The sequence below is a fragment of the Streptomyces coeruleorubidus genome (assembly GCF_028885415.1).
GTDB classification, from domain to species: domain Bacteria; phylum Actinomycetota; class Actinomycetes; order Streptomycetales; family Streptomycetaceae; genus Streptomyces; species Streptomyces coeruleorubidus_A.
Genome location: NZ_CP118527.1, coordinates 5,973,250 through 5,998,199 on the forward strand (window position 1 = coordinate 5,973,250; position 24,950 = coordinate 5,998,199).

The window sequence follows — 24,950 nt, forward strand, 5'->3', positions numbered from 1 at the left end:
CCAATCGGCTGCAGCACCGAAAGTTTCGGAGGCACCCGCAATGAGATCGATGAGATCGGGCTTACTCGCATCCCTGCTGGCCGGCGTCGTCGCGGCCGGCTCCCTGCTGCTCGCGGCCCCCGCGTCACACGCCGCCGACGCCCCCCTGCGCGACTTGGCCGAGGCCAAGGGCAAGGTCATGGGCACGGCGGTCACCGGATCCAAACTCACCGGCACCTACGGCGAGATCGCCGGGCGCGAGTTCAACTGGCTCACCCCCGGCAACGCCATGAAGTGGGGCTCCGTCGAGCCGAGCCGGGGCAGCTACGACTGGGCCGAGGCCGACCGGATCGTGGACTTCGCCGAGGCCCACGACCAGCAGGTGCGCGGCCACACCCTGCTCTGGCACCAGCAGAACCCGGCGTGGCTGACGAACGGCAGCTGGACCCGGGACCAGCTCAGCGCCATCGTCCAGGACCACATCGCCACCGAGGTCGGCCGCTACAAGGGCCGGCTGGCCGCCTGGGACGTGGTGAACGAACCCTTCAACGAGGACGGCACCTACCGCCGGACCCTCTTCCACGACACCCTCGGCCAGGACTACATCGCACAGGCCCTCACCTGGGCCCGGGCCGCCGACCCGAGCGCCAAGCTGTACATCAACGACTACAACGTCGAGGGCGTCAACGCCAAGAGCACGGCTCTCTACAACCTGGTCAAGTCGCTGAAGGAGCGCGGAGTCCCGATCGACGGGGTCGGGCTCCAAGCCCATCTCATCGTCGGCCAGGTGCCCTCGACGATGCGGCAGAACATCCAGCGCTTCGCCGACCTGGGCGTCGACGTGGCGATCACCGAGCTGGACATCCGGATGCAGCTGCCGGCGACGCAGGCGAAACTGACCCAGCAGGCCGCCGACTACAAGGCGGTCATGAACGCCTGCGTGGCGGTCGCGCGCTGTACCGGCGTCACCGTCTGGGGCTTCACCGACTCCGACTCCTGGATCCCGGACACCTTCCCCGGCCAGGGCGCGGCGACGCCGTACGACGAGAACTACCAGCCGAAACCGGCGTACCACGCCATCGCGGAGGCCCTCGGCGGGACGACGGCCCCGCCGCCCACGGGCGCCTGCTCGGCGACGTACAGCGTCACCGGTCAGTGGAGCACGGGCTACACGGGCCAGGTGCGGATCGCCTGCTCCGGGGCCTCGCTGTCGTCGTGGAAGGCGGACTGGACGTTCGGCGCAGGGCAGCGGATCGGGCAGGCCTGGAACGCGAACTGCACGCAGTCGGGGGCGGCCGTGAGTTGCACGAACGCCTCGTACAACGGGTCGGTGCCGGACGGCGGTTCGGTCACGTTCGGCTTCAACGGCTCGTGGAGCGGGAGCAACCCGGTGCCTGTGGTGACTCTGGGATGAGACCGGACCGGAAGTCTGAGAATTTCCGAAGAAAATCGCCCGGGGGGTCCTGCTCGTAACAATTCGGACTTATGTTCCTGCCCGTGACGGGACGTGACGGGAACGGGGACGCGGGCAGAGCGGTGGGCCGGCGGTCGAGAGCGCTGCGGATCGCCGGACTCGCCCTCGCGGGTGCGCTGGTGCCGTGCATCGGGGCGGCGGGCTGGGCCTACTGGCACCTCAACAACAACATCACCAGCGTCGACATCAACAACGCGCTGGGCGACAACCGCCCGCCGAAACCGGCGGTCGCACCGTCCCCTTCCGCGCCGGCCCTGCCCAGCGGGGCCCTCAACATCCTGGTCCTTGGCTCCGACTCGCGCAGCGGCGAGGAGAACCGGAGGCTCGGCGGCGGCGACAGCTCCGGTGCCCGCTCCGACACGGCGATGGTCGTCCACCTCGACGCCGGGCGCACCAGCGCGACGGTGGTGAGCATCCCGCGTGACACCCTGGTCACCCGCCCCTCCTGCCCGCGTCCGTCCGGCGGGTCGACGGCCGTGGCCTACAACTCCATGTTCAACAGCGCCTACGCGGTGGGCGGTCCGGTCTGCGCGGTCAAGACGGTCGAGGCGGTCACCGACGTCCGTATGGACCACTACATCGAGATCGACTTCTCCGGCTTCGCGAAGCTCGTCGACGCGCTCGGCGGCGTCACCGTCACCACGGAGAAGGACATCGCCGACGACGACAGCCATCTGCACCTCAAGGCGGGCACCCACCACCTGGACGGCACGCAGGCCCTCGCCCTGGCCCGCACCCGGCACGGCATAGGCGACGGCAGCGACCTGGGCCGCATAGGCCTCCAGCAGAAGCTGGTGAAGGCACTGCTGGAACAGATCGCCGCACAGGACCTGCTCACCGACCCGGCGAAGCTGTACCGGGTCGCGGACGCGGTGACCGCCGGCCTCACCACCGACACCGGCCTGGACTCCCTCGGCGAGCTGACCCGGCTCGGCCAGAGCCTGAAGGGCCTGTCGGCGAGCGCGGTGCGGACGGTGACGATGCCGGTGGTGCGGGCGCCGTCGGATCCCAACCGGGTGGTGGCCGAGGAGCCCAAGGCGCGGGAACTGTGGGAGTCGCTGCGCTGACGGTGTGCCGTGACGGCGTGCCCTACCGGTGTCCGAGCAGACCGTCCACCACCGCCGCCAGCTGTGCGGCCACGTCGTAGTCGCCGGTGATCTCCTCCCACTGCTCCGACAGGGCGGCGAGGCGCGGCAGTTCGGCGGCGTCGGCCGGGGTGACGAGGCTGGGGAAGAAGGGCCTGCGGCCGGGATCCGACGCGGCGCGGCGTTCGTCGGCGCGGCGGAAGACCAGGGTGCCGTGGACGACGTACCAGACGGTGCGGTAAGCGTGCACCGCCTGGCGGGGCGTCAGGCCGCAGCGGATGGCGCAGTCGATGATCTCCTCCGTCATCCACAGCGCGCCCTTGTCGGTGAGGTCGCCGAGGCTCAGCACATCGACGACCCAGGTCATCTCGCTGAGCACCGCGTACATATGGACGGCGGTGGCCAGCAGGCGGTCGCGCGGCTCCTCGGGCAGGTCCGGGCGCGGGACCTGCGCCGCCATGCCGGACAGCACGAGCATCAGCAACTGGTCCTTGTCCCGCACATGGTGGTAGAGCGCCATCGGCGTCGCGCCGACCTCCTTGGCCACCCGGCGCATGGAGACCGCCTCGACACCCTCCTCCTGGATGATGCGCCGCGTCACGTCGACGATCTGCCCCGCCTCGATGCGCCGGGGGCGGCCCACGGCCCGCTTCTGTCCTCCACCTGTCACGCGAGCATTCTCCATCGGCCGGTCCTGGCGCGCGCACTGCTGTTTTCCGTACGCGTATAGCCATTTTCTGTACACGTATATTAATCTTCCTGACATGGTGAACTCGCAGACGACCCTCTCCCGTTGGTTACTGCCGGTGCTGCTCACCGTGCAGTTCCTCGTCTCCCTCGACATCTCCGTCGTCAACGTCGCGCTGCCGGACATCGACAGCGGACTGCACTTCGATCCCGGCTCCCTGGCCTGGGTCGTCAACGCCTACGCCCTCACCTTCGGCGGGCTGCTCCTGCTCGGCGGACGGCTCGCGGACGTGGCCGGGCGGCGCCGGGTGCTGGTGGCCGGGTTCGTCGTGTTCGGCGTGGCGAGCCTGCTCGGCGGACTCGCCCAGACACCCGGGCAGTTGATCGCGGCACGGGCCGCGCAGGGCGTCGGGGCCGCCGCGCTCGCGCCCGTCGCGCTCGCCCTCATCACGGTCAACTACCCGCAAGGCGCGCCCCGTTCGCGCGCCCTGGGGCTGTGGGGGGCCGCGGGCGCGGCCGGCGGTGCGGTCGGTGTACTGGTCGGCGGACTGCTCACCGACTGGACCGGCTGGCGGTCGGTCATGCTGGTCAACGTGCCCGTCGTGGCCGCCGCCCTCGCCGTCGTACGGCCCGCCGTGCCCGCCGACGACCGGTCCGCGGGCGGTCCGCGGCCCCGGCTGGACGTGGTCGGCGCGCTGCTCGCCACCGCCGGGACCGCCCTGCTCGTGCTCGAGCTGGTACGGACCGAGTCCCACGGCTGGACGTCCTGGCAGACCGCCGGAGTGCTGGCCGCCGCGGTGGTGCTGCTCGCCGCCTTCGCGGTCACGCAGACGCGGGTACGGCAGCCCCTGCTGCGGTTCGGGCTGCTTCGGAGCGGCCCCGTGCTCGCCGCGAACGTCTTCGCGCTGCTGATGTCGGCCGGGCAGTTCGCCGCGTTCTACTTCACCTCCCTCTACATGCAGCAGGTGCTCGGCTACGGGCCGACGGCCGCCGGCAGCGCCTTCCTGCCGTTCTGCGTGGGTGTCGTGGCCGGCTCGGTGATCGCCACCCGTACGGTCGGCCGGGTCGGCCCCGGCGCCCTGCTGGTGGCGGGCGGGCTGCTCGGCGCCGCCGGGTTCGCCTGGTTCGCGGCGGCGGTGGCGGTGGACGGCGGTTTCCTGCTCACCGTCCTCGGACCGTCGGCGGTGTCGAGCGTGGGCACCGGCCTGTGCTTCGTCCCGCTCGGGACGGCCGCCACGACGGGCGTCCCGGCAGCGGACACGGGCATGGCCTCCGGGCTGCTCAACAGCTCACGGCAGGTGGGCGGTGCGGTCGGGCTCGCGGTGCTGGTCACGGTGGCGGCGCAGGCCGGGGGCACGGGGGCGCGAGGGCTGGTCGACGGGTTCGCGGCGGCGTACTGGGTGTCGGCGGGACTGCTGGCGGTGGCGGCCGTGGCGGCCGGGCTGCTGTCCGGGAGAAGGCCGCTGCCTGCGGAAACGTCCGCCGGGAAAAAATCTTCGAAGAAATCCGTTGCGGGTGTCGATCCGGACGTCTCCCGATCGACGCAGGGGTGAGAGCGAGGAAAGGCCTCGCTCCGCGGAGCCCCGAGGAGTCACCATGCCGCGCTTTCTCACCCTGATCCGCATCGACGAGAAGAACGCCCCCGCCGAGGGCCCGAGCCCCGAACTCCAGGAGCGGATGGGCCAGCTCCTGGAGGAGATCACCAAGGCCGGGGTCATGCTCGACACGGCCGGGCTCACCCCGACCGCGGACGGCAGCCGGGTGCACTGGGAGGACGGGAAGCTGTCCGTCACCGACGGGCCGTTCACCGAGTCCAAGGAGGTCATCGGCGGCTACTCGATCAGCCAGTGCAAGGACAAGGCCGAGGCGATCGAGTGGACCAAGCGGTTCCTGTCCCTGCACGAGGACTACTGGACGATCACCGCGGAGGTCCGGGAGATCGCCGAGGGCTGACCGGTTCTCCTTGGCCGCAAGGCGCCAGGGGTGTCTGATGGTGGGCTGTGACCCCGCAGCCCACCGCCGACCCGGGCGGTACCAACGCCGATACGAGCGGCATCACCGCTGATCCGAGCGGCACGACGGCCGACCCGAGCGGCATGACGGCCGATCTGTGCGCTACCACGGCCGACCCGAGCGGCATCACCGCTGATCCGAGCGACACCACGGCCGACCCGAGCGGTACCGCCGTCACCGCTGATCCGAGCGGCACCAACACCGCCATCGAGACAGTCTTCCGCATCGAGTCGCCCCGCATCATCGCCGGCGTCGCCCGGATCGTCCGGGACGTCGGCATCGCCGAGGAACTCGCCCAGGACGCGCTGGTCGCCGCGCTGGAGCGGTGGCCGCGGGACGGGGTGCCCGACAACCCGGGCGCCTGGCTCATGGCCACCGCCCGCAACCGCGCCGTCGACCTGGTCCGCCGCCGCGAGAACTACGCCCGCAAGCTGGCGGAGATCGGCCGGGACCTGTCGACGGTGTCTGCCCCGGAGGAGCCCGCCGACCCGGACGACATCGACGACGACCTGCTCCGCCTGGTCTTCACCGCCTGCCACCCGGTCCTGTCCACCGAGGCCCGCACCGCCCTCACCCTGCGCCTGCTGGGCGGCCTCACCACGGCCGAGATCGCCCGCGCCTTCCTGGTCCCGGAACCGACCATCGCCCAGCGCATCGTCCGCGCCAAACGCACCCTGGCGACGCGGAACATCGCCTTCGAGGTGCCCTACGGCCCCGAGCGCGAGGCCCGCCTCGGCTCGGTCCTCGACGTCATCTACCTCGTCTTCAACGAGGGATACGCCGCCACGGCCGGCGACGACTGGCTCCGCCCGTCCCTGTGCGAGGACGCCCTGCGCCTGGCCCGGGTGCTCTCGGCCCTCATGCCGAAGGAACCCGAGGTGCACGGCCTGACCGCGCTCCTGGAGCTCCAGGCCTCCCGCACGGCGGCCCGCACGGGCCCCTCCGGCGAACCCGTCCTCCTCAAGGACCAGAACCGCGCCCGGTGGAACCGCATGCTCATCGCCCGCGGCATCGCCGCGCTCGGCAGGGCCGAGGCCGCCTCCTCCGGCGCCCCGGGCCCGTACCTCCTCCAGGCCGCCATCGCCGCCTGCCACGCGCACGCGTACACGTACGAGGAGACCGACTGGTCCCGCATCGCCACCCTGTACGGCCTGCTGGCCGCCCGCTCCCCGTCCCCGGTCGTGGAACTGAACCGCGCGGTGGCCGTCTCGATGGCCGAAGGCCCGGCCCCGGCCCTGGCCATCGTCGACTCCCTGACGGACGACCCCGCCCTGCGGGACTACCACCTGCTGCCCAGCGTCCGCGGCGACCTGCTGTCCCGCCTCGGCCGCACGACGGAGGCCCGGGCGGAGTTCGAACGGGCGGCGTCGCTGACGCGCAACGAGCGTGAGAGGGAGCTGTTGTCGCGGCGGGCGGCGGAGCAGTCCTGACGGCTCCTGCCTACGCGGGATGCCCGATGAGCATGGCCGGGGCTCCCGCGACCCGGGTCAGGAACACCGTGGCCGAGTGGGGCCCTTGGGGCTTGACCTTCCTGCGGAGCTCCTCCGGCTCGACCGCCGAGCCCCGCTTCTTCACCGTGAGGCTGCCGACCTGCCGTTCCCGCAGCAGGGCCTTCAGTTTCTTGACGTTGAAGGGGAGATGGTCGGTGATCTCGTAGGCGGTGGCGTACGGGGTCGGGCGCAGTGCGTCGGCCGTGACGTACGCGATGGTCGCGTCGAGCAGTCCGCCGCCGACCTCGTCGGCCACCTCGGCGACCAGGTGGGCCCGGATGACGGCACCGTCGGGCTCGTACAGGTAACGGCCGGGCGGGCGGACCGCCGGGTCGGGCAGGCCGCGGGAGAGCAGCGTACGGGGGCCCGGCAGCAGGGTGGCCCGTACCGCCCCGGGCTCGGTGCCGAACCACAGCACCGCTTCCTTCACGTCGCCGCCGTCGGAGATCCACTCGGCCTCGGCGTCCTCCGGGACCGCCTCGTGCGGGATGCCGGGGGCGATCTTCAGCGCGGCAGCGCGAGGTGCCCGGCGGGCGGCGGAGACCGCCCAGGACAGCGGCGGCGAGTACGCCTCGGGGTCGAAGATCCGGCCCCGGCCGCCGCGCCTGGCCGGGTCGACGAACACGGCGTCGTACCCGGCCGTGTCCACCTCCGTGACATCCGCCTCCCGCACCTCGATCAGGCCGGCCAGCCCCAGCGCCTCGGCGTTCGCCCGCGCCGCCGCGGCCGTCGCCGGGTCCCGGTCGACGGCCAGGACCCGGATCCCGGCCCGGGCCAGCGCGATCGCGTCACCGCCGATGCCGCAGCACAGGTCGGCGACCGAGGTCACGCCCGACTCCGCGAGCCGCCGCGCCCGGTAGGCCGCCACACTCGCCCGGGTCGACTGCTCCACCCCGTTCGGCGTGAAGAACATCCGCCCCGCGTCCTCGGCCCCGAACTTCACCACCGCCCGCTGCCGCAGCCGCGCCTGGCCCAGCGCCGCCGACACCAGCTCGGCGGGATGCTCGCGGCGCAGCCGGGTCGCGACGGCCAGCTCCCGCGCCGGATCGGTGTCCCGCACCTCGTCGAGGAGGGCGCGGCCTTCGGGCGTGAGGAGGAGGGCGAGGTCGTTCACCGGATCATTGTCGGCCACGGGGCGGGGTGGGCGGTGGCGCGGTCTGGGCTGGGGCGCGGGTTGGTCGGGGTGTGGGGTGCGGGGCGGTCGGGTGTGGGGTGCGGGTCGGTCCGGGCCCGGGACCCGGACCGGTCCGAGCCCGGGGCCCGGGTCGGTCCGGGGCCGGGCGGCGGGCGGCGGGCTCCTGCCTCCGCGGGCGTCCGCCGCTCCGGCGGCGCCGGGCGCGGCGTCGGCTCCGGCATCCTGCCGCGCCGCCGGCTCGGGCATCCTGCGGCGCCGCCGGAACAGGGCGGCCGGCCCGGTGGTCCGTCGTGCGGAGGCCGGTACGGCCTGGCCGGGCGGCGGGCCGTGGTCCCTCTGTGTGCGCGCGGGAGGTGCGGCCCCGGTCCGGGTGGGCCGACGGTGGTCCGTCCGTGTGCCCGAGGAGTCGGACCGTGTGTGGGCCACTCGGTGGATGGCGCGCCGCCGGTCGCGGTGTCGAGGCCTATCCGGGAACGCCGGCTGCGAGGATCCCGCACCATGCGAGCAGTCGTACAAAATGACAAAAGCCGGGCATCTGGCGGCGTGCGGATCGGCATCGCGGTGCTCGCCCTCGCGGCCATCGCCTCGGGCTGCGCGCAGGGCGACGGCGGCCGGATCACCCCGGCCGGCGGCCAGCAGCCCCTCGACGCGCCCCCGGCCCGCGCGCTCGACTCCTACGCCTCCAAGCTGCGCGCCGCGCACGCCGCCCGGATCGTCGCGACGCAGCGCTGGGGACTGAGAAGGGTCCCGCTGACCGCCCCGCCGGCCCCCGCGAAGAAGCCGAGGATCAGGACCCGCGAGGGCTTCGAGGTGGACGGCCACCGCAGACTGAACCTGCCGCCCGTCTTCACCACGATCCCCACCCGGGACAAGGTCGTCTTCCTCACCATCGACGACGGCGCCGAGAAGGACCCGGCGTTCCTGCGGATGATGAGCGAGCTGGAGGTCCCCTACAGCGCCTTCCTCAGCGGCTATCTGATCAAGGACGACTACCGCTACTTCGAGAAGATGCAGGACGCGGGTGTGGTCCTGAACAACCACACCCTCCGCCACCGCCATATGCGGGGCCTGCCGTACCGGGCGCAGAAGCGCGAGATCTGCGGCATGCAGCGCCTCATCGAGAAGCGCTACGGCAAGCGCCCGGCCCTCTTCCGCCCGCCCTTCGGCAGCTACGACAGGGCGACCCTGCGCGCCGCCAAGGCCTGCGGCATCGAGTACGTCCCCCTCTGGAACCAGGAGGTCTTCGCCGACCGCTGGGAGTACCGCGAGTGGGACCGGAAACTGCACCCGGGCGACATCGTCCTCACCCACTTCCGCGGCCGCGGCCAGTGGCCGGGCACGATGCCCGACATGATCCGCCGCTTCCTGGACGAGGTCACGGCCGAGGGATACGCGGTAGGGCGGCTGGAGGACTACCTGTGAGGCGGCGGGCGCCGGCCGCCGTGGTGTGCGCGGGGGTGATCCTGCTGGCCGGCTGCGCCGGGGCCGCGGAGGAGCGGACGGGGGCGGACGACCGGGGCCAGTCCCCGGCGCACGCGTCGAGCGGCGTCCGCGGGCCAGACCCGGACGACCGAGACGATCGAGGTGACCGACGCGGTCTCCCGCCCGTCGTGGACCACGTCCGCACCCGCGACCGGGTGGTCTTCCTGACCTACGACGACGGCGCCGAGCGCGACCCCCGCTTCGTCGGCCTCGTCCGCGAACGGCGGCTTCCGGTCAGCATGTTCCTCACGGACAGCGTCGTAGGGCCCGGCTACGGCCACTTCGCCCGCCTGCGCGCGGTCGGCGCGTCCATCCAGAACCACACCCTCGACCATCCCGCCCTGCGCGGCCTGCCCTACGCCGGCCAGCGCGCCGAGATCTGCGGCCAGCAGCACAAACTCCGCTCCCGCTTCGGCATCCGCCCCCGCCTCTTCCGCCCGCCCTACGGCACGTACGACACGACGACCCTGCGCGCCGCCGCCGACTGCGGCATCACGTCGGTCGTCCTCTGGCGGGCGTCCCTGGGAACCGACGGCGATCTGACCTACACCCGTGGTGAGCCAGGCCTGCGCCCCGGCGACATCGTTTCGGTGCCGTCGGGCGAGCCCGCGTCCCTGACCCTGACGGAACGGACGGTGAGGCTGCTGCGGGAGGTCGAGGGCAAGGGGCTGCGGGTGGGGCGGCTGGAGGACTACCTCTGACGTCCCGGTCGGCGGTTTCGTCGGCCGGGAGGCCGCGCCGGGCACCTGCACAAACGTACGGCGACCTCGGGACCTGGCCGACGCGCCGCCGGTAATTGGCACTCCGCTTGACCGAGTGCTAATCGCAGTCATAGTCTCGGCCTTGGCACTCCCCCCTGGAGAGTGCCAACACAGCGACGGGCAGGTCCGGCACCCGCGACGACGGATCCACCTGGTCGCCACCTCAGACAGTTAACCCCGTGAGATCTCCGAAGGGGGAGGTCGGATCGTGACGACCACCAGCTCCAAGGTTGCCATCAAGCCGCTCGAGGACCGCATCGTGGTCCAGCCGCTCGACGCCGAGCAGACCACCGCCTCTGGCCTGGTCATCCCGGACACCGCCAAGGAGAAGCCCCAGGAGGGCGTCGTCCTGGCCGTGGGCCCGGGCCGCTTCGAGGACGGCAACCGTCTTCCGCTCGACGTCTCCGTCGGCGACGTCGTGCTCTACAGCAAGTACGGCGGCACCGAGGTGAAGTACAACGGCGAGGAGTACCTCGTCCTCTCGGCCCGCGACGTGCTCGCGATCGTCGAGAAGTAATTCACCCCAAGCACATTGCTTTGAGCTGCGCCCCTGGCCCCCCGCGATCGATAAGAAGCCGGGCGCCCGGGGCGCAGTGCCGTTAACCCAGATTCCGGAAGAGGGCTCACGCTCCCATGGCGAAGATCCTGAAGTTCGACGAGGACGCCCGTCGCGCCCTCGAGCGCGGCGTCAACAAGCTTGCCGACACGGTCAAGGTGACGATCGGCCCCAAGGGCCGCAACGTCGTCATCGACAAGAAGTTCGGCGCCCCCACCATCACCAACGACGGTGTCACGATCGCCCGCGAGGTGGAGATCGAGGACCCGTACGAGAACCTCGGTGCCCAGCTGGTCAAGGAGGTGGCGACCAAGACCAACGACATCGCGGGTGACGGTACGACCACCGCGACCGTGCTCGCCCAGGCGCTCGTGCGCGAGGGCCTGAAGAACGTCGCCGCCGGTGCCTCCCCGGCCGCCCTGAAGAAGGGCATCGACGCCGCCGTCGCCGCGATCTCCGAGGACCTGCTGTCCTCCGCACGCCCGATCGACGAGAAGTCCGACATCGCCGCCGTCGCCGGGCTGTCCGCCCAGGACCAGCAGGTCGGCGAGCTCATCGCCGAGGCGATGGACAAGGTCGGCAAGGACGGTGTCATCACCGTCGAGGAGTCCAACACCTTCGGTCTGGAGCTGGACTTCACCGAGGGCATGGCCTTCGACAAGGGCTACCTGTCGCCGTACTTCGTGACGGACCAGGAGCGCATGGAGGCCGTCCTGGACGACCCGTACATCCTCATCACGCAGGGCAAGATCTCCTCCATCGCGGACCTGCTGCCGCTGCTGGAGAAGGTCATCCAGTCCAACTCCTCCAAGCCGCTGCTGATCATCGCCGAGGACGTCGAGGGCGAGGCCCTGTCGACCCTCGTCGTGAACAAGATCCGCGGCACCTTCAACGCCGTCGCGGTGAAGGCCCCCGGCTTCGGCGACCGCCGCAAGGCGATGCTCCAGGACATGGCGGTCCTCACGGGCGCCACGGTCGTCTCCGAGGAGGTCGGCCTCAAGCTCGACCAGGTCGGTCTGGACGTCCTCGGCTCCGCCCGCCGCGTCACCGTCACCAAGGACGACACCACGGTCGTCGACGGCGCCGGCAAGACGGAGGACGTGCACGGCCGCGTCGCCCAGATCAAGGCCGAGATCGAGACCACCGACTCCGACTGGGACCGCGAGAAGCTCCAGGAGCGCCTCGCGAAGCTGGCCGGCGGCGTGTGCGTCATCCGCGTGGGTGCCGCCACCGAGGTCGAGCTCAAGGAGCGCAAGCACCGTCTGGAGGACGCCATCTCCGCGACCCGCGCCGCGGTCGAGGAGGGCATCGTCTCCGGTGGTGGCTCCGCCCTGGTCCACGCCGCCAAGGTCCTCGAGGGCAGCCTCGGCAAGACCGGCGACGAGGCCACCGGTGTCGCGGTCGTCCGCCGCGCGGTCGTCGAGCCGCTGCGCTGGATCGCCGAGAACGCCGGCCTGGAGGGCTACGTCATCACCTCCAAGGTCGCCGAGCTCGACAAGGGCCAGGGCTTCAACGCCGCCACCGGCGAGTACGGCGACCTGATCAAGGCCGGCGTCATCGACCCGGTGAAGGTCACCCGTTCCGCCCTGGAGAACGCCGCCTCCATCGCCTCCCTCCTGCTCACGACCGAGACCCTGGTCGTCGAGAAGAAGGAAGAGGAGGAGCCGGCCGCCGCGGGCCACGGCCACGGCCACGCCCACTGAGGCACCGACCTCGCAGCAGAAGCCCCCGTCCCGCCTCGTGCGGAGCGGGGGCTTCTCCCGTATGGCCTGCTCCCGTGTCGCCTGCGCGGGTCACAACTCCAGCGGGTCCAGCGCCCCGAGCTGCTGCATCAGCCCCAGCCGGTCGTACTGCCACCAGCCCTCGGCGATCTTCCCGTCCGGCGTGCACCGGTGGATGGTCGTCCCGGTCATGGTGACGTCCTTCCCGGTCGGCGGGATCCCGAGGAAGTCGCCCTTGTGCCTGCCGTGGAAGGTCCACCGGGTGCACACCCGGTCGCCCTGCGCGAGCTGGTCCTCGATCGTGAACGAGAAGTCGAACCCGCCTCGCCAGACCTCCACCTCGCGCCGCACCGCGTCCAGCCCGATGACGTCCTGCGCATTGGCGGGATCGTGGTCGTGGTAGCCCTCGATGAACACGTCGTTGAACGCGGGCGCCGCACCCTGCCCGGGCGCCAGCTCGAAGAACCTGCGCGCGGTGGCCGAGTTCAGCTGCTCGTCCCGCACCACGTCCAGGTCCGTGAACGTCGGCGTCTCGTCGCAGAGCGCCACCATCTCCTGGAAGATCCGGTCGGTCTCCGGAAGCCCGGAGTTCCGCATCGCCTCCTCGTACGACGGGAACTCCACGATCTCGACGATGTGCGACGCGTCGGCCCGGTCCTTCGCCACCACACTGTGCGTAGCGGTCCGCTTTCCCTTGGTCTGTTCGACCCATCTGTCCATCAGCCGGTTCATCTCGTCGAGCCGACTGGTCCTGCATTCGATGAGCTGTACGAACGTCATGCTCTCGCCTCCGGCCCCCCTGGGTCCGGCTGAACAGCTCCATTGTCCCCACGAGAGCTGCTCGTCGCCTCCCGGCCGAGCTCCGGTATGCAGGGCAGCCGCGGACCGGCGGGGAGCGCCGAGCCGGACCTACTGCGGACCGTACTTCCGCCCCGTCCTGGACGAAACCGCCCCCAGCACCCCCCGCGGCACCAGCTTCGCCGCCCCCATCAGCGCCTTGTAGCGCGGGTCCGGAATGGACAGCGTCTTGCCGCGCGCCAGGTCGTGCAGTGCCGCCGCGACCAGCTTGTCCGCGTCGAGCCACATCCAGCCCGGGATGTTGTCCGTGCCCATGCCGGCCCGCTCGTGGAACTCGGTGCGCACGAAACCGGGGCACAGCGCCATCAGCCGTACTCCGCTGCCGGCCAGGTCACGCGCGGCGCCCTGGGAGAACTGCACGACCCAGGCCTTGGACGCGCCATAGGTGCCCCGCGGGACGAACGCGGCCACCGACGCGACGTTCACGACACCGCCGCGGCCGCGCTCCCGCATGGCCTCCGTCGCCGCCGACGTCAGCCGCAGCACCGCCTCGCAGTGCACCTTCAGCATCCGCAGCTCGTCTGCCATGGGGACGTCGAGATAGCGGCCCTTGTTGCCGAAGCCGGCGTTGTTGACCAGCAGGTCGACGGGGTTCTTGCGGTCGCCCAGCCGGTCGGCCACCGACTCGATGCCCTTGTCCTCGGCGAGGTCGGCCGTCAGCACCTCCGCCTCGATGCCGTGCCGGTCGTGCAGCTCGGTCGCCTGCTCCCTCAGCCGCTTGGTGTCGCGGGCCACCAGCACGAGGTTGTGCCCGTCCGCCGCCAGTCGCCGCGCGAACGCGGCCCCGATGCCTGCCGTCGATCCCGTAATCAGAGCCGTTGTCATGGCAGAAGGTTAGTGACCTGGAGCATGTGCATCCGCTTCCGTGCGGGGACCTCACCGGTGAAGGGTCGGTGGAGGCCGCACGGTGAGCCCGCCGTCAGGCCCCGTGCTTCTGCGCGTACTCCCGCGCCAGCCTCAGCGACTCCGGGTGCAGCGCCTCGCCCGCCGCCAGCAGCCTCGGCAGCAGCGTCCGCTCGGTGGTCACCGCCCGGAACTGGAGGGCCACGGTCACGTCGTGCTCCGGCCGGTGCACGATCTCGACGGGGTCGCCCGCCCGGATCTCACCGGGCTCGATCACCCGCAGATACGCCCCGGGCGCGCCCCGCTGCGTGAACCGCTTCACCCAGTGCTTCTCGCCCAGATGGCCCTGGAACGTGCGGCACGGGATCCGCCCGCAGGTGACCTCCAGCACCACCGCGGACCCGACGCGCCAGCGCTCGCCGATCCGCGCCCCGGAGACGTCGAGGCCCTCGGTCGTGAGGTTCTCGCCGAACGCCCCGTGCGCCAGGGGCCGGCCCAGCTCGCGCTCCCACGCGTCCAGGTCCTCGCGCGCCATCGCGTAGACCGCCTGGTCGTCGCCGCCGTGGTGCTCCAGCTTGCACACCGCGTCCCCGGCCAGCCCGCTCCCGCCGACGCCCTTCGGCCCGGGCGCCGACACCCGCACCGGCCCGTCCACCGGCTGCTTGTCGATTCCGGTCACACCCTCCGGGTTGTCCGTGTACGGCACAGCCTTGGCTCGGCCCAGATTCACAGACAGAAGCTTCATGCCCGCACGGTAGGGGAACCGGTCCCAAAGCGTCGACGCATTATTCGGAGCGACTTCAAAGGGTCGCTTATTCTCGAAGGGTGATCGAAGCTCGTCATCTCCGTGTACTGCGCGCCGTCGCGGCCACCGGCTCCTTCTCCGCCGCGGGGCGCGAACTGGGCTGCACCCAGCCCGCCGTCAGCCAGCAGATGAAGGCCCTGGAAGCCTCCGTCGGCACTCCTTTGCTGATCCGCACGGGACGCGAGATGCGCCTGACCCAGGCCGGCGAGGCGCTGGTGCGGCACGCCGCCGGGATCCTCGCCGGGCTCACGGCCGCGGAGGAGGAGGTCGCCGCCATCGCCGGGCTGCGGGCCGGGCGGGTCCGGCTCGTCTCCTTCCCCAGCGGCAGCTCCACCCTCGTGCCGACGGCCCTCGCCGCGCTGCGCGACGCACACCCCGGCACCCGGGTCTTCCTGGAGGAGGCCGAACCGCCCGCGTCCGTCGGCATGCTGCGCGAGGGCGACTGCGATGTGGCGCTCGCCTTCCGCTACGAGGGGGCGGCGGGCGCCGAGGAGTGGGAGGACCTCGTCGTACGGCCGCTGCTGACGGACCGGCTCGTCGCACTGGTGCCGGAGCGGCACCGGCTCGCGGGCGCGCAGTCCGTCTCGATCGGCGAGCTCGCGCGGGAGCCGTGGATCGCGGGCTGCCCGCGCTGCCGCGGCCAGCTGGTCGAGGTGTGCGCGGCGGCCGGCTTCACCCCGCGCATCGACTTCGCGACCGACGACTACCCGGCGGTCGCCGGCCTGGTGGGCGCCGGTCTCGGCGTGGCCGTGCTGCCCCAGCTGGCCGTCGAGTCCGTACGGCCCCGGGGGGTACGGGCCGTGACGCTGGAACCGGCGGTGCGCCGGGAGATCGTCGCGCTCACCCTGCCCGACCTCGCACAGGTCCCGGCGGTGGCGGCGACGCTCGACCAACTGGCACGGGCGGGCCACCGCTAGCCACAGCACAACGGCGTCAAAAACCAACGGCACGCGTGTGCGTGCCTGTCTCGCAGAAACGTTCCTTCAGTTGTTCGAGGCGGCGTGCCCGCCAGATGTCGACGCCGACACCAGCCGGTTGCGCGCCCGCCCCATCAGCTCTTCGCGCTCGTCCTCGGTCAGCCCGCCCCACACGCCGTACGGCTCACGCACCGCCAGCGCGTGGGCGGCGCACTCTGCGCGCACAGGGCATCTCATGCAGACCTCTTTGGCCGAGTTCTCGCGAGCACTCCGAGCCGCACCGCGCTCGCCCTCCGGATGGAAGAAGAGCGAGCTGTCCACCCCGCGACAGGCAGCCAGCAACTGCCAGTCCCATAGGTCCGCGTTCGGTCCGGGAAGGCGGGAGAAATCTGCCATTACGTGACCCCTTGTAGCCGTTCTGGGCGGATCCGGTGTCCACGACCGTACAACTACGATCTAAGGAGATGAAAATATGACTCATTGCGAATCTAGCTCCAGACACTGGCAAAGCGGAAGAAAAGGGTCTGAATGGGGCATAGGTTGTGATGAAAGTTCGAGGGTCTGTTGCGCATGTCTGCATCGTGTCCGGCCCCTCACGTAGAGTGCCGAAGATGTCAGCCGACCCCGTAACTCTTTCGAGTGACCGTCGTTGAGAGTGCGAGGCGGTTGAAGGAACAAGCGCTCGGGCAGGCGTCCGAGGCGGTCGACCGCACAGGTGACGATTTCGTACCAGCCTGGAGGCTCAAGGTGACGCGCATCAGCTGCGGAGGGCGGCCATGACTTCCGTCCTCGTCTGCGACGACTCCCCGCTTGCCCGAGAGGCGCTCCGTCGCGCGGTCGCAACCGTGCCCGGCGTAGAGCGCGTGACGACGGCGGCCAACGGCGAGGAAGTCCTCCGCCGCTGGGGGGCCGACCGCTCGGACTTGATTCTGATGGACGTACGCATGCCCGGCCTGGGTGGCGTCGAGACGGTCCGGCGGCTGCTGTCCGCCGACCCCGGTGCGCGCATCATCATGCTCACCGTCGCCGAGGACCTGGACGGTGTTGCCCTCGCGGTCGCCGCCGGTGCCCGCGGCTATCTGCACAAGGACGCCTCCCGCGCGGAGCTCCGCGCGACGGTGACGCAGGCCCTGGCCGACCCGACCTGGCGGCTCGCCCCGCGCCGGCTGCGCTCGGCCGAGATGGGCGCCGCGCCGACGCTCACGGCGCGTGAGATCCAGGTCCTCGAAGGCATGAGCCACGGCCGCTCGAACGCGGAGATCGGCCGCGAGCTGTTCCTCTCCGAGGACACCGTCAAGACGCACGCCCGGCGCCTGTTCAAGAAGCTCGGCGCCTCGGACCGGGCCCACGCCGTGGCGCTCGGCTTCCGGTGGGGTCTCGTGCGCTAGGGGTGTCCTTCGGATCGGGCCGGCTTCCACGCGCGGCATCCGGAGCGGGCCGCAGAGCGGGGGCATGCGGATGTCCCCGCGCGAGCCGCACGAGCGCGTGTGCAGGCCGGCAGCCGATGACGACGCCGGTGGGGGTCCCGTCCTGCCCGAGAGAGGTCGGGAGTCCGGGAGGGCGCGTCCGAGGACCCACGTCCCCGGGATGATCCGAACGACACCCCCCAGGGGCGATCGCGGGTGTGGCGGTGGTCGCAATGTGGGCACGGAAAGCCAGGTCGGCGGGGGCGGACCGGGAGTCCGCCGGGTGCCCGCTGCTCGTTTCGCCGCGGATGCCGCATCCTTGAGGGTGTGGAGTTCCTCGGGGACGATTCGGTCGAGCGGAAGGGGAGGGCGCAGGGGATGAGTGCCGGCGCACCTGCTCATAACGCTTCGGTGCACAACAACGGGCGCGGTGCCACGGACCCGGCGGCCGCAAGGCACCATGGACCGATGCGCGACGACGAGGCGGTCAATGCCCAAGGGGCGATCGGCGCGCTCGTCCACCGCGCCGTCGACGGGGACGAGCAGGCCACGCACGACCTGCTCGCCCATGTCCACCCTCTGGCCTTGCGCTACTGCCGTACGCGTCTGTCCCGCCTCCCGGGCGACGCCCGGCACTTCGTGGAGGACCTCGCCCAGGAGGTCTGCGTGGCGGTGCTTCTCGCGCTGCCCCGCTACCGGGACACCGGGCGTCCCTTCGAGGCGTTCGTCTTCGCCATCGCCGCGCACAAGGTCGCCGACCTCCAGCGCGCGGCGATGCGGCACCCGGGCTCGACGGCCGTCCCCTCGGACGAGATGCCCGAGCGGCCCGACGACTCCCTGGGCCCGGAGGAGCGCGCCCTGCTGAGCAGCGACGCGGAGTGGGCCAAGAAACTCCTGGCCAACCTGCCCGAGAACCAGCGGGAGCTGCTGCTGCTGCGGATCGCGGTGGGGTTGACGGCGGAGGAGACGGGTCAGATGTTGGGAATGTCACCCGGCGCGGTCCGTGTGGCCCAGCACCGGGCACTGAGCAGGCTGAGGGCGCTCGCTGAGCAGTAGTGCCTTCGTTGAACAGGGGATGCGCTCGTTCCGTACGAAGATACGAAGCCCCCGGTCAGGCGGAACACTGGAATTCGGGCTCCCTGCTTCCCGTTAGCATGGACATCCGCACCGATCAAGGCCATTTGGGGAAGGTGTCATGACTGCCAACGTCGACGGCGTGCCCGAGAAATTCGCGACACTCGGGCTGACCTACGACGACGTGCTGCTGCTGCCGGGTGCATCCGAGGTGCTCCCCGGCGCGGTCGACACCTCGTCCCGCATCTCCCGCAACGTCCGGGTGAACATCCCGCTGCTCTCCGCGGCGATGGACAAGGTCACCGAGTCCCGCATGGCGATCGCCATGGCCCGCCAGGGCGGCGTCGGCGTACTGCACCGCAACCTCTCCGTCGAGGACCAGGTCAACCAGGTCGACCTGGTCAAGCGCTCCGAGTCGGGCATGGTCACCGACCCCATCACGGTGCACCCGGACGCGACGCTGGCCGAGGCCGACGCCCTGTGCGCCAAGTTCCGCATCAGCGGCGTCCCGGTCACCGACCCGGCGGGCAAGCTGCTCGGCATCGTCACCAACCGCGACATGGCCTTCGAGACCGACCGCTCCCGGCAGGTGCGCGAGGTCATGACCCCGATGCCGCTGGTCACCGGCAAGGTCGGCATCTCCGGCGCCGACGCCATGGAGCTGCTGCGCCGCCACAAGATCGAGAAGCTTCCCCTGGTCGACGACGCGGGCGTCCTCAAGGGCCTCATCACGGTCAAGGACTTCGTCAAGGCCGAGCAGTACCCCAACGCCGCGAAGGACGCCGAGGGCCGTCTGATCGTCGGTGCCGCCGTGGGCGCCAGCCCCGAGGCGCTCGAGCGGGCCCAGGCGCTGGCCGAGGCCGGAGTGGACTTCCTGGTCGTCGACACCTCGCACGGCCACAACAGCAACGCCCTGAGCTGGATGTCGAAGATCAAGTCGAGCGTCGGTGTCGACGTGATCGGCGGCAACGTCGCCACCCGCGACGGCGCCCAGGCGCTGATCGACGCCGGCGTCGACGGCATCAAGGTGGGCGTGGGCCCCGGCTCGATCTGCACCACGCGGGTGGTCGCCGGTATCGGCGTCCCCCAGGTCACCGCCATCTACGAGGCGTCCCTCGCGGCCCGTGCGGCGGGCGTCCCGCTGATCGGCGACGGCGGTCTGCAGTACTCCGGCGACATCGGCAAGGCGCTGGCCGCCGGCGCCGACACGGTGATGCTGGGCAGCCTCCTCGCCGGCTGCGAGGAGTCGCCCGGCGAGCTCCAGTTCATCAACGGCAAGCAGTTCAAGTCCTACCGCGGCATGGGCTCGCTCGGCGCGATGCAGTCCCGGGGCCAGGGCCGGTCGTACTCGAAGGACCGCTACTTCCAGGCCGAGGTGGCCTCCGACGACAAGCTCGTGCCCGAGGGCATCGAGGGCCAGGTGCCCTACCGCGGCCCGCTGGCCAACGTGCTGCACCAGCTCGTCGGCGGTCTGCGCCAGACCATGGGCTACGTGGGTGCCGCCACCATCGAGGAGATGGAGAGCAAGGGCCGCTTCGTCCGGATCACCTCGGCGGGCCTCAAGGAGAGCCACCCGCACGACATCCAGATGACGGTCGAGGCGCCGAACTACAGCCGCAGCAAGTGACGGCCACGCGCGCGTGAGGCACAGCGAGGGCGGCCCCGGAGCATCCGGGGCCGCCCTCGTCGTGCCCGTCGGCGATACTGGAAGACGCTGAAACGCAACAGGGAAAGGCCACCAACGTGACTGAGATCGAGATCGGGCGCGGCAAGCGCGGCCGCCGGGCGTACGCCTTCGACGACATCGCCGTCGTCCCCAGCCGCCGTACGCGGGACCCGAAGGAGGTCTCGATCGCCTGGCAGATCGACGCCTACCGCTTCGAGCTGCCGTTCCTGGCCGCTCCCATGGACTCGGTCGTCTCCCCGGCCACCGCCATCCGCATCGGCGAGCTCGGGGGCCTGGGCGTGCTGAACCTCGAAGGTCTGTGGACGCGTTACGAGGACCCGCAGCCGCTGCTCGACGAGATCGCCGAGCTGCCCGCCGAGGCGGCGACCCGGCGCCTCCAGGAGATCTACGCCGCGCCCATCAAGGAGGAGCTGATCGGCGCGCGGATCAAGGAGGTGCGCGACTCGGGCGTGGTCACGGCCGCGGCGCTCTCCCCGCAGCGCACGGCCCAGTTCTCCAAGGCCGTCGTCGACGCGGGCGTGGACATCTTCGTCATCCGCGGTACGACGGTCTCCGCGGAGCACGTCTCCGGTTCGCACGAGCCGCTGAACCTGAAGCAGTTCATCTACGAGCTGGACGTCCCGGTGATCGTCGGCGGCTGCGCCACGTACACCGCGGCCCTGCACCTGATGCGCACGGGCGCGGCCGGTGTGCTGGTCGGCTTCGGCGGCGGCGCCGCGCACACCACGCGCAACGTGCTGGGCATCCAGGTCCCGATGGCGACGGCGGTCGCCGACGTGGCCGCTGCCCGCCGCGATTACATGGACGAGTCCGGCGGCCGGTACGTGCACGTGATCGCGGACGGCGGTGTCGGCTGGTCCGGCGACCTGCCCAAGGCGATCGCCTGCGGCGCCGACGCGGTCATGATGGGCTCCCCGCTCGCCCGCGCGACCGACGGGCCGGGCAAGGGCAACCACTGGGGCATGGAGGCCGTGAACGAGGAGCTGCCGCGCGGCCAGAAGGTCGACCTCGGCACGGTCGGCACGATCGAGGAGATCCTCACGGGCCCGTCCCACACCCCCGACGGCTCGATGAACCTCTTCGGCGCGCTGCGGCGGGCGATGGCCACGACCGGGTACAGCGAGCTGAAGGAGTTCCAGCGGGTCGAGGTGACGGTGGCGGACTCGCAGCACCGGCGGTAGTCCGTAGTCCCCAGGACGGGACGAGGAAGGGCCTGGTCACTCGGGTGAGTGACCAGGCCCTTTCGCGTGTCCAACTGGCCCTGGCGGGGCGCGTGTTGGCGTATGCGGGCGCGTGGTTGCCTTCGGGCCGGATGGCGCGGTGGAGGGCGGTTCCGAGGCGCTAGTGTCCGTGATCGGCGCCCCAGGTTTCTTCTGGGTGCCCCCTTCCAAGGACACGGTTCCGGACCCCGGCCCCTCGGGGCCCGGCCCGATTCCGAGGTGGATCTTGCGACTTTTCGGATGGTGAGCGGCCGCCCCCACGAGACCTAGGGGCGGACACTCCGTGATCCATCCAGGAGCCTGCCGCAGTGGCCACTGCGGTGGGCTCCACCTTGCTTCGGATGGTGAGCGGCCGCCCCCACAGAACCTAAGGGCGGACACACCGTGATCCATCCAGGAGCCTGCCGCATTAGCCCCTGCGGTGGGCTCCACCGTCTCCCAAGGTACTGGCGGCGGGGTGCCCCGCGCCACCAGCCCAGGGGGCTCAGCGCGCCCACGCGCCCCTCTTCACAACCGATGCGCCGCCCCCGTGGGCGCCGCCCCCCGCGTGTCCAGCAGCAGCTGTGCCTTCACCGACAGGCCTTGCAGGTCGTACGTGCGGTGCTGCTGGAGGAGGATGGTCAGGTCCGCGTCGGCGACAGCCTCGTAGAGGGAGTCCACGCGGGGGACGGGGCGGTCCAGGACGCTCCAGGCGGGCACGTGCGGGTCGTGGTAGCTGACCGACGCGCCCAGTTCCATCAGGCGCAGGGCGATCTCCTGGGCGGGCGTGCCGTGCAGGTCGGCGAGGTCGGGCTTGTAGGTGACGCCCAGGAGCAGCACGCGTGCGCCGCGGGCCGACTTGCCGTGTTCGTTGAGGAGCGTGGCGGCGCGCTGGACGACGTAGCCGGGCATGCGGTTGTTGACCTGCTGGGCCAGTTCCACCATGCGCAGGGTGCGGCCGCCGTGGGCGGTCAGGTCCTGCGGGACGGCGTGGCCGCCGACGCCGGGGCCGGGGCGGAAGGCCTGGAAGCCGAACGGCTTGGTCTCCGCGCAGCGGACGACGTCCCACAGGTCGACGCCCAGGTCGTGGCAGAGGACGGCCATCTCGTTGACGAGGGCGATGTTGACGTGCCGGTAGTTGGTCTCCAGGAGCTGCACGGTCTCCGCCTCGCGGGGTCCACGCGCGCGCACCACCTTGTCGGTGAGCCGTCCGTAGAAGGCGGCGGCCGACTCCGTGCAGGCCGGGGTGAGGCCGCCGATGACCTTGGGGGTGTTGGCGGGGGTGAAGTCGCGGTTGCCGGGGTCGACGCGGCTGGGGGAGTAGGCGAGGTGGAAGTCGCGGCCCGCGCGCAGACCCGATCCCTCTTCCAGGAGGGGACGCAGGAATTCCTCTGTGGTCCCTGGGTACACAGGTGACTCCAGGATCACAGTGATGTGGGGGCGCAGGTGGGCGGCCAGGGTGCGGGCGGCCGCCTCCAGCTGGCTCAGGTCGAGTCCGCCGTCCGCGCCCCGCGGGGTCGGTGCGCAGATGACCGCGGTGCGCACCCGGCCGAGCTCGGTGGCGTTCGTGGTCGGCCGGAAGCCCCCCGAGAGCATCCGGCGCTGTTCGGCGGGGCTGAGGAGGCCGGCCTCGGGGCCGGTCCGGTAGCCGATGGTGGCGACGCCGGCGGCGACGGCGGCCTGGGCCAGGGGCAGGCCGTACGGGCCGAGTCCGATGACGGCGAGATCTGCGGGCATGGCGTGGCCGTCCTTCCCGATAGCCGAAGTGGGACAGGTGCGCAAGCCCTGTGGACAGGACAGGCGAGCGCAATGTCAGACTAGGAGTAAATATGACCGATATGCGGGATTGCTCGCCCGAGTTTCGGTGAGTGTTCCGTGGGCGTTGTCCACAGGCTGACGGCCCGTGGTGGCTGAAGTCGGGCAACACGGTCAGAATTTGGGCATGGGGGATACGGACGGGGTCTCACCCGACGGGTGCGGCCGGCGCGACCGATGAGCGGGAGGCAGCGGTGAGGACAGCGACACTCGGGCCGGCGCAACGCGCCGAGTCACTCGCATCTATGGCCGAGCGCGAGCTGGACGTGCTGGTGGTGGGCGCAGGCGTGGTCGGTGCGGGCACCGCCCTCGACGCCGCGACCAGGGGCCTGTCCACGGGCCTGGTGGAGGCGCGTGACTGGGCGTCCGGCACCTCCAGCCGGTCCAGCAAGCTGATCCACGGCGGCCTGCGCTATCTGGAGATGCTCGACTTCACGCTCGTACGGGAGGCCCTGAAGGAACGCGGCCTGCTGCTGGAGCGGCTCGCGCCGCATCTCGTGAAACCCGTGCCGTTTCTGTACCCCTTGCAGCACAAGGGCTGGGAGCGCCTGTACGCCGGGTCGGGCGTCGCGATGTACGACGCCATGTCCATGGCCCGAGGTCATGGCCGGGGCCTGCCCATGCACCGCCACCTGACCCGCTCTCACGCCCTGCGCGTGGCGCCCTGCTTGAAGAAAGACGCGCTGGTCGGGGCGCTTCAGTACTACGACGCCCAGATGGACGACGCCCGGTACGTGGCGACCCTGGTGCGCACGGCGGTGGCGTACGGCGCGAAGGCCGCCAACCGCGCCCGTGTGACGGGCTTCCTGCGTGAGGGCGAGCGGGTCGTCGGCGCGAAGGTGCAGGATGTCGAGGCGGGCGGCGAGTACGAGATCCGGGCCAAGCAGGTCGTCAACGCGACCGGCGTGTGGACGGACGACACCCAGGCGATGGTCGGGGAGCGCGGCCAGTTCCACGTACGGGCGTCCAAGGGCATCCACCTGGTCGTACCGCGCGACCGGATCCACTCCACGACCGGGCTGATCCTGCGCACGGAGAAGTCCGTGCTGTTCGTCATCCCCTGGGGCCGGCACTGGATCGTCGGGACCACGGACACCGACTGGGACCTCGACAAGGCCCACCCGGCCGCGTCCAGCGCGGACATCGACTACCTGCTGGACCATGTGAACTCGGTGCTCGCGGTGCCGCTCACGAGGGACGACGTCCAGGGCGTGTACGCGGGCCTGCGGCCGCTGCTCGCGGGCGAGTCGGCCGCCACCAGCAAGCTGTCGCGCGAGCACACCGTCGCGCATCCCGTGCCCGGGCTCGTCGTCGTGGCGGGCGGCAAGTACACCACCTACCGGGTCATGGCCAAGGACGCGGTGGACGCGGCGGTGCACGGGCTCGACATGCGCGTCGCCGAGTGCGTCACCGAGGACGTGCCACTGCTGGGCGCCGAGGGCTACCGGGCGCTGTGGAACGCGCGGGCGCGGATAGCGGCCCGGACCGGACTGCATGTGGTGCGGGTGGAGCACCTGCTGAACCGGTACGGGACGATGGCCGAGGAACTCCTCGCGCTCGTCGCCGAGGACCCGTCCCTGGGTGAGCCCCTGCCGGCGGCCGACGACTATCTGCGCGCCGAGATCGTGTACGCGGCCTCGCACGAGGGGGCGCGACATCTGGACGACGTGCTGACCCGGCGCACGCGCATCTCCATCGAGACCTTCGACCGGGGCACGCGCAGCGCTCGCGACGCCGCCGAGCTGATGGCGCCGGTCCTCGGCTGGGACAAGGACCAGATCGAGCGCGAGGTCCAGCACTACGAGAAGCGGGTGGAGGCGGAGCGGGAGTCGCAGCGCCAGCCGGACGACCTGACGGCGGACGCGGCGCGGCTGGGGGCGCCGGACATCGTGCCGCTGTAGGCGACTGCTCCCGCGAACCGAGCGAGGCTGCCGGCATCACTCGAACGAGTGTCGTGAGTGGG

Annotated in this window: 22 protein-coding genes; 15 read left to right on the forward strand and 7 right to left on the reverse strand. The window is 71.4% G+C overall.

Translation table 11 applies throughout. From position 1 onward, the window contains the following. The first annotated feature begins 40 nt into the window (after nucleotides 1–40). Together PV963_RS27995 and PV963_RS28000 are read left to right on the forward strand one after the other, a co-directional pair. Nucleotides 41–1,393, forward strand: coding sequence for an endo-1,4-beta-xylanase (locus PV963_RS27995; RefSeq protein ID WP_274818550.1), 1,353 nt, complete (start codon nucleotides 41–43; stop codon nucleotides 1,391–1,393). Nucleotides 1,394–1,464: 71 nt separating this feature from the next. After that, on the forward strand, nucleotides 1,465–2,520 hold the full coding sequence (locus tag PV963_RS28000; protein ID WP_274818552.1) for an LCP family protein: 1,056 nt from the start codon (nucleotides 1,465–1,467) through the stop codon (nucleotides 2,518–2,520). 22 nt (nucleotides 2,521–2,542) lie between these two features. Here the strand turns inward: PV963_RS28000 and PV963_RS28005 are convergent, their stop codons facing one another. After that, a complete protein-coding gene (locus PV963_RS28005) occupies nucleotides 2,543–3,223 on the reverse strand; it encodes a TetR/AcrR family transcriptional regulator (protein ID WP_274818553.1) in 681 nt (226 codons plus the stop codon). A gap of 79 nt (nucleotides 3,224–3,302) precedes the next feature. Here PV963_RS28005 and PV963_RS28010 point away from each other — a divergent pair, with 79 nt between their 5' ends. The 3 genes from PV963_RS28010 to PV963_RS28020 all read left to right on the forward strand — a co-directional run bounded on the left by PV963_RS28010 (nucleotide 3,303) and on the right by PV963_RS28020 (nucleotide 6,668). Beyond that, nucleotides 3,303–4,778 carry an MFS transporter gene (locus PV963_RS28010; protein WP_274818555.1) on the forward strand — a complete coding sequence of 492 codons (1,476 nt, stop codon included), beginning with the start codon at nucleotides 3,303–3,305 and terminating at the stop codon, nucleotides 4,776–4,778. A gap of 43 nt (nucleotides 4,779–4,821) precedes the next feature. Beyond that, on the forward strand, nucleotides 4,822–5,178 hold the full coding sequence (locus tag PV963_RS28015; protein ID WP_274818556.1) for a YciI family protein: 357 nt from the start codon (nucleotides 4,822–4,824) through the stop codon (nucleotides 5,176–5,178). 143 nt (nucleotides 5,179–5,321) lie between these two features. Beyond that, nucleotides 5,322–6,668, forward strand: a complete 1,347-nt coding sequence (locus PV963_RS28020) for an RNA polymerase sigma factor (RefSeq protein WP_425541038.1) — start codon at nucleotides 5,322–5,324, stop codon at nucleotides 6,666–6,668. Nucleotides 6,669–6,678: 10 nt separating this feature from the next. Here PV963_RS28020 and PV963_RS28025 read toward each other — a convergent pair whose 3' ends face one another. Continuing rightward, nucleotides 6,679–7,842 carry a class I SAM-dependent methyltransferase gene (locus PV963_RS28025; RefSeq protein WP_274818560.1) on the reverse strand — a complete coding sequence of 388 codons (1,164 nt, stop codon included), beginning with the start codon at nucleotides 7,840–7,842 and terminating at the stop codon, nucleotides 6,679–6,681. A 564-nt stretch (nucleotides 7,843–8,406) separates the two neighbouring features. Between PV963_RS28025 and PV963_RS28030 the strand changes: the two genes are divergently transcribed. The 4 genes from PV963_RS28030 (at nucleotide 8,407) to groL (ending at nucleotide 12,365) form a co-directional block, all read left to right on the forward strand. Continuing rightward, on the forward strand, nucleotides 8,407–9,285 hold the full coding sequence (locus PV963_RS28030; RefSeq protein ID WP_274818562.1) for a polysaccharide deacetylase family protein: 879 nt from the start codon (nucleotides 8,407–8,409) through the stop codon (nucleotides 9,283–9,285). Beyond that, nucleotides 9,282–10,046: a polysaccharide deacetylase family protein gene (locus tag PV963_RS28035; RefSeq protein ID WP_274818563.1), complete on the forward strand. Its 765-nt coding sequence runs from the start codon at nucleotides 9,282–9,284 to the stop codon at nucleotides 10,044–10,046. Before PV963_RS28030 ends, PV963_RS28035 begins: the two co-directional genes overlap by 4 nt. A gap of 268 nt (nucleotides 10,047–10,314) precedes the next feature. Beyond that, on the forward strand, nucleotides 10,315–10,623 hold the full coding sequence (gene groES / locus PV963_RS28040; protein ID WP_003974211.1) for a co-chaperone GroES: 309 nt from the start codon (nucleotides 10,315–10,317) through the stop codon (nucleotides 10,621–10,623). Between the two features lie 116 nt (nucleotides 10,624–10,739). Next, on the forward strand, nucleotides 10,740–12,365 hold the full coding sequence (gene groL, locus PV963_RS28045) for a chaperonin GroEL (RefSeq protein ID WP_274818567.1): 1,626 nt from the start codon (nucleotides 10,740–10,742) through the stop codon (nucleotides 12,363–12,365). A gap of 90 nt (nucleotides 12,366–12,455) precedes the next feature. Here the strand turns inward: groL and PV963_RS28050 are convergent, their stop codons facing one another. The 3 genes from PV963_RS28050 to PV963_RS28060 form a co-directional block, all read right to left on the reverse strand. Next, a complete protein-coding gene (locus PV963_RS28050; protein WP_274818569.1) occupies nucleotides 12,456–13,163 on the reverse strand; it encodes an ester cyclase in 708 nt (235 codons plus the stop codon). A 129-nt stretch (nucleotides 13,164–13,292) separates the two neighbouring features. Next, nucleotides 13,293–14,066 carry an SDR family NAD(P)-dependent oxidoreductase gene (locus tag PV963_RS28055; RefSeq protein WP_274818571.1) on the reverse strand — a complete coding sequence of 258 codons (774 nt, stop codon included), beginning with the start codon at nucleotides 14,064–14,066 and terminating at the stop codon, nucleotides 13,293–13,295. Between the two features lie 94 nt (nucleotides 14,067–14,160). Further along, a complete protein-coding gene (locus PV963_RS28060) occupies nucleotides 14,161–14,829 on the reverse strand; it encodes an MOSC domain-containing protein (protein ID WP_274818573.1) in 669 nt (222 codons plus the stop codon). An 80-nt stretch (nucleotides 14,830–14,909) separates the two neighbouring features. Here PV963_RS28060 and PV963_RS28065 point away from each other — a divergent pair, with 80 nt between their 5' ends. Further along, the gene (locus PV963_RS28065) at nucleotides 14,910–15,806 is read left to right on the forward strand and encodes a LysR family transcriptional regulator (RefSeq protein WP_274818575.1); all 897 of its coding nucleotides are present in this window, start codon (nucleotides 14,910–14,912) and stop codon (nucleotides 15,804–15,806) included. Between the two features lie 66 nt (nucleotides 15,807–15,872). On the opposite strand, the gene PV963_RS28070 is transcribed toward PV963_RS28065, so the two are convergent. Then, nucleotides 15,873–16,202 carry a WhiB family transcriptional regulator gene (locus tag PV963_RS28070; protein ID WP_031119978.1) on the reverse strand — a complete coding sequence of 110 codons (330 nt, stop codon included), beginning with the start codon at nucleotides 16,200–16,202 and terminating at the stop codon, nucleotides 15,873–15,875. Between the two features lie 380 nt (nucleotides 16,203–16,582). Here PV963_RS28070 and PV963_RS28075 point away from each other — a divergent pair, with 380 nt between their 5' ends. The 4 genes from PV963_RS28075 (at nucleotide 16,583) to PV963_RS28090 (ending at nucleotide 21,154) form a co-directional block, all read left to right on the forward strand. Continuing rightward, entirely contained in the window at nucleotides 16,583–17,194 is a 612-nt protein-coding gene (locus tag PV963_RS28075; RefSeq protein ID WP_003948568.1) for a response regulator transcription factor, read from the forward strand. A gap of 486 nt (nucleotides 17,195–17,680) precedes the next feature. After that, nucleotides 17,681–18,268 (forward strand): sigma-70 family RNA polymerase sigma factor, encoded by a 588-nt coding sequence (locus tag PV963_RS28080; RefSeq protein ID WP_010036508.1) that lies wholly within the window; start codon nucleotides 17,681–17,683, stop codon nucleotides 18,266–18,268. 139 nt (nucleotides 18,269–18,407) lie between these two features. Beyond that, nucleotides 18,408–19,913 (forward strand): IMP dehydrogenase, encoded by a 1,506-nt coding sequence (gene guaB, locus PV963_RS28085; RefSeq protein WP_274818579.1) that lies wholly within the window; start codon nucleotides 18,408–18,410, stop codon nucleotides 19,911–19,913. A gap of 116 nt (nucleotides 19,914–20,029) precedes the next feature. Then, complete coding sequence (locus PV963_RS28090) at nucleotides 20,030–21,154, forward strand: GuaB3 family IMP dehydrogenase-related protein (protein ID WP_086844453.1); 1,125 nt, start codon at nucleotides 20,030–20,032, stop codon at nucleotides 21,152–21,154. 546 nt (nucleotides 21,155–21,700) lie between these two features. Here PV963_RS28090 and PV963_RS28095 read toward each other — a convergent pair. Then, nucleotides 21,701–22,909, reverse strand: coding sequence for a nucleotide sugar dehydrogenase (locus tag PV963_RS28095; protein WP_274818582.1), 1,209 nt, complete (start codon nucleotides 22,907–22,909; stop codon nucleotides 21,701–21,703). Between the two features lie 272 nt (nucleotides 22,910–23,181). Here PV963_RS28095 and PV963_RS28100 point away from each other — a divergent pair, with 272 nt between their 5' ends. Beyond that, nucleotides 23,182–24,888: a glycerol-3-phosphate dehydrogenase/oxidase gene (locus tag PV963_RS28100; RefSeq protein WP_274818584.1), complete on the forward strand. Its 1,707-nt coding sequence runs from the start codon at nucleotides 23,182–23,184 to the stop codon at nucleotides 24,886–24,888. Nucleotides 24,889–24,950 lie beyond the last annotated feature (62 nt).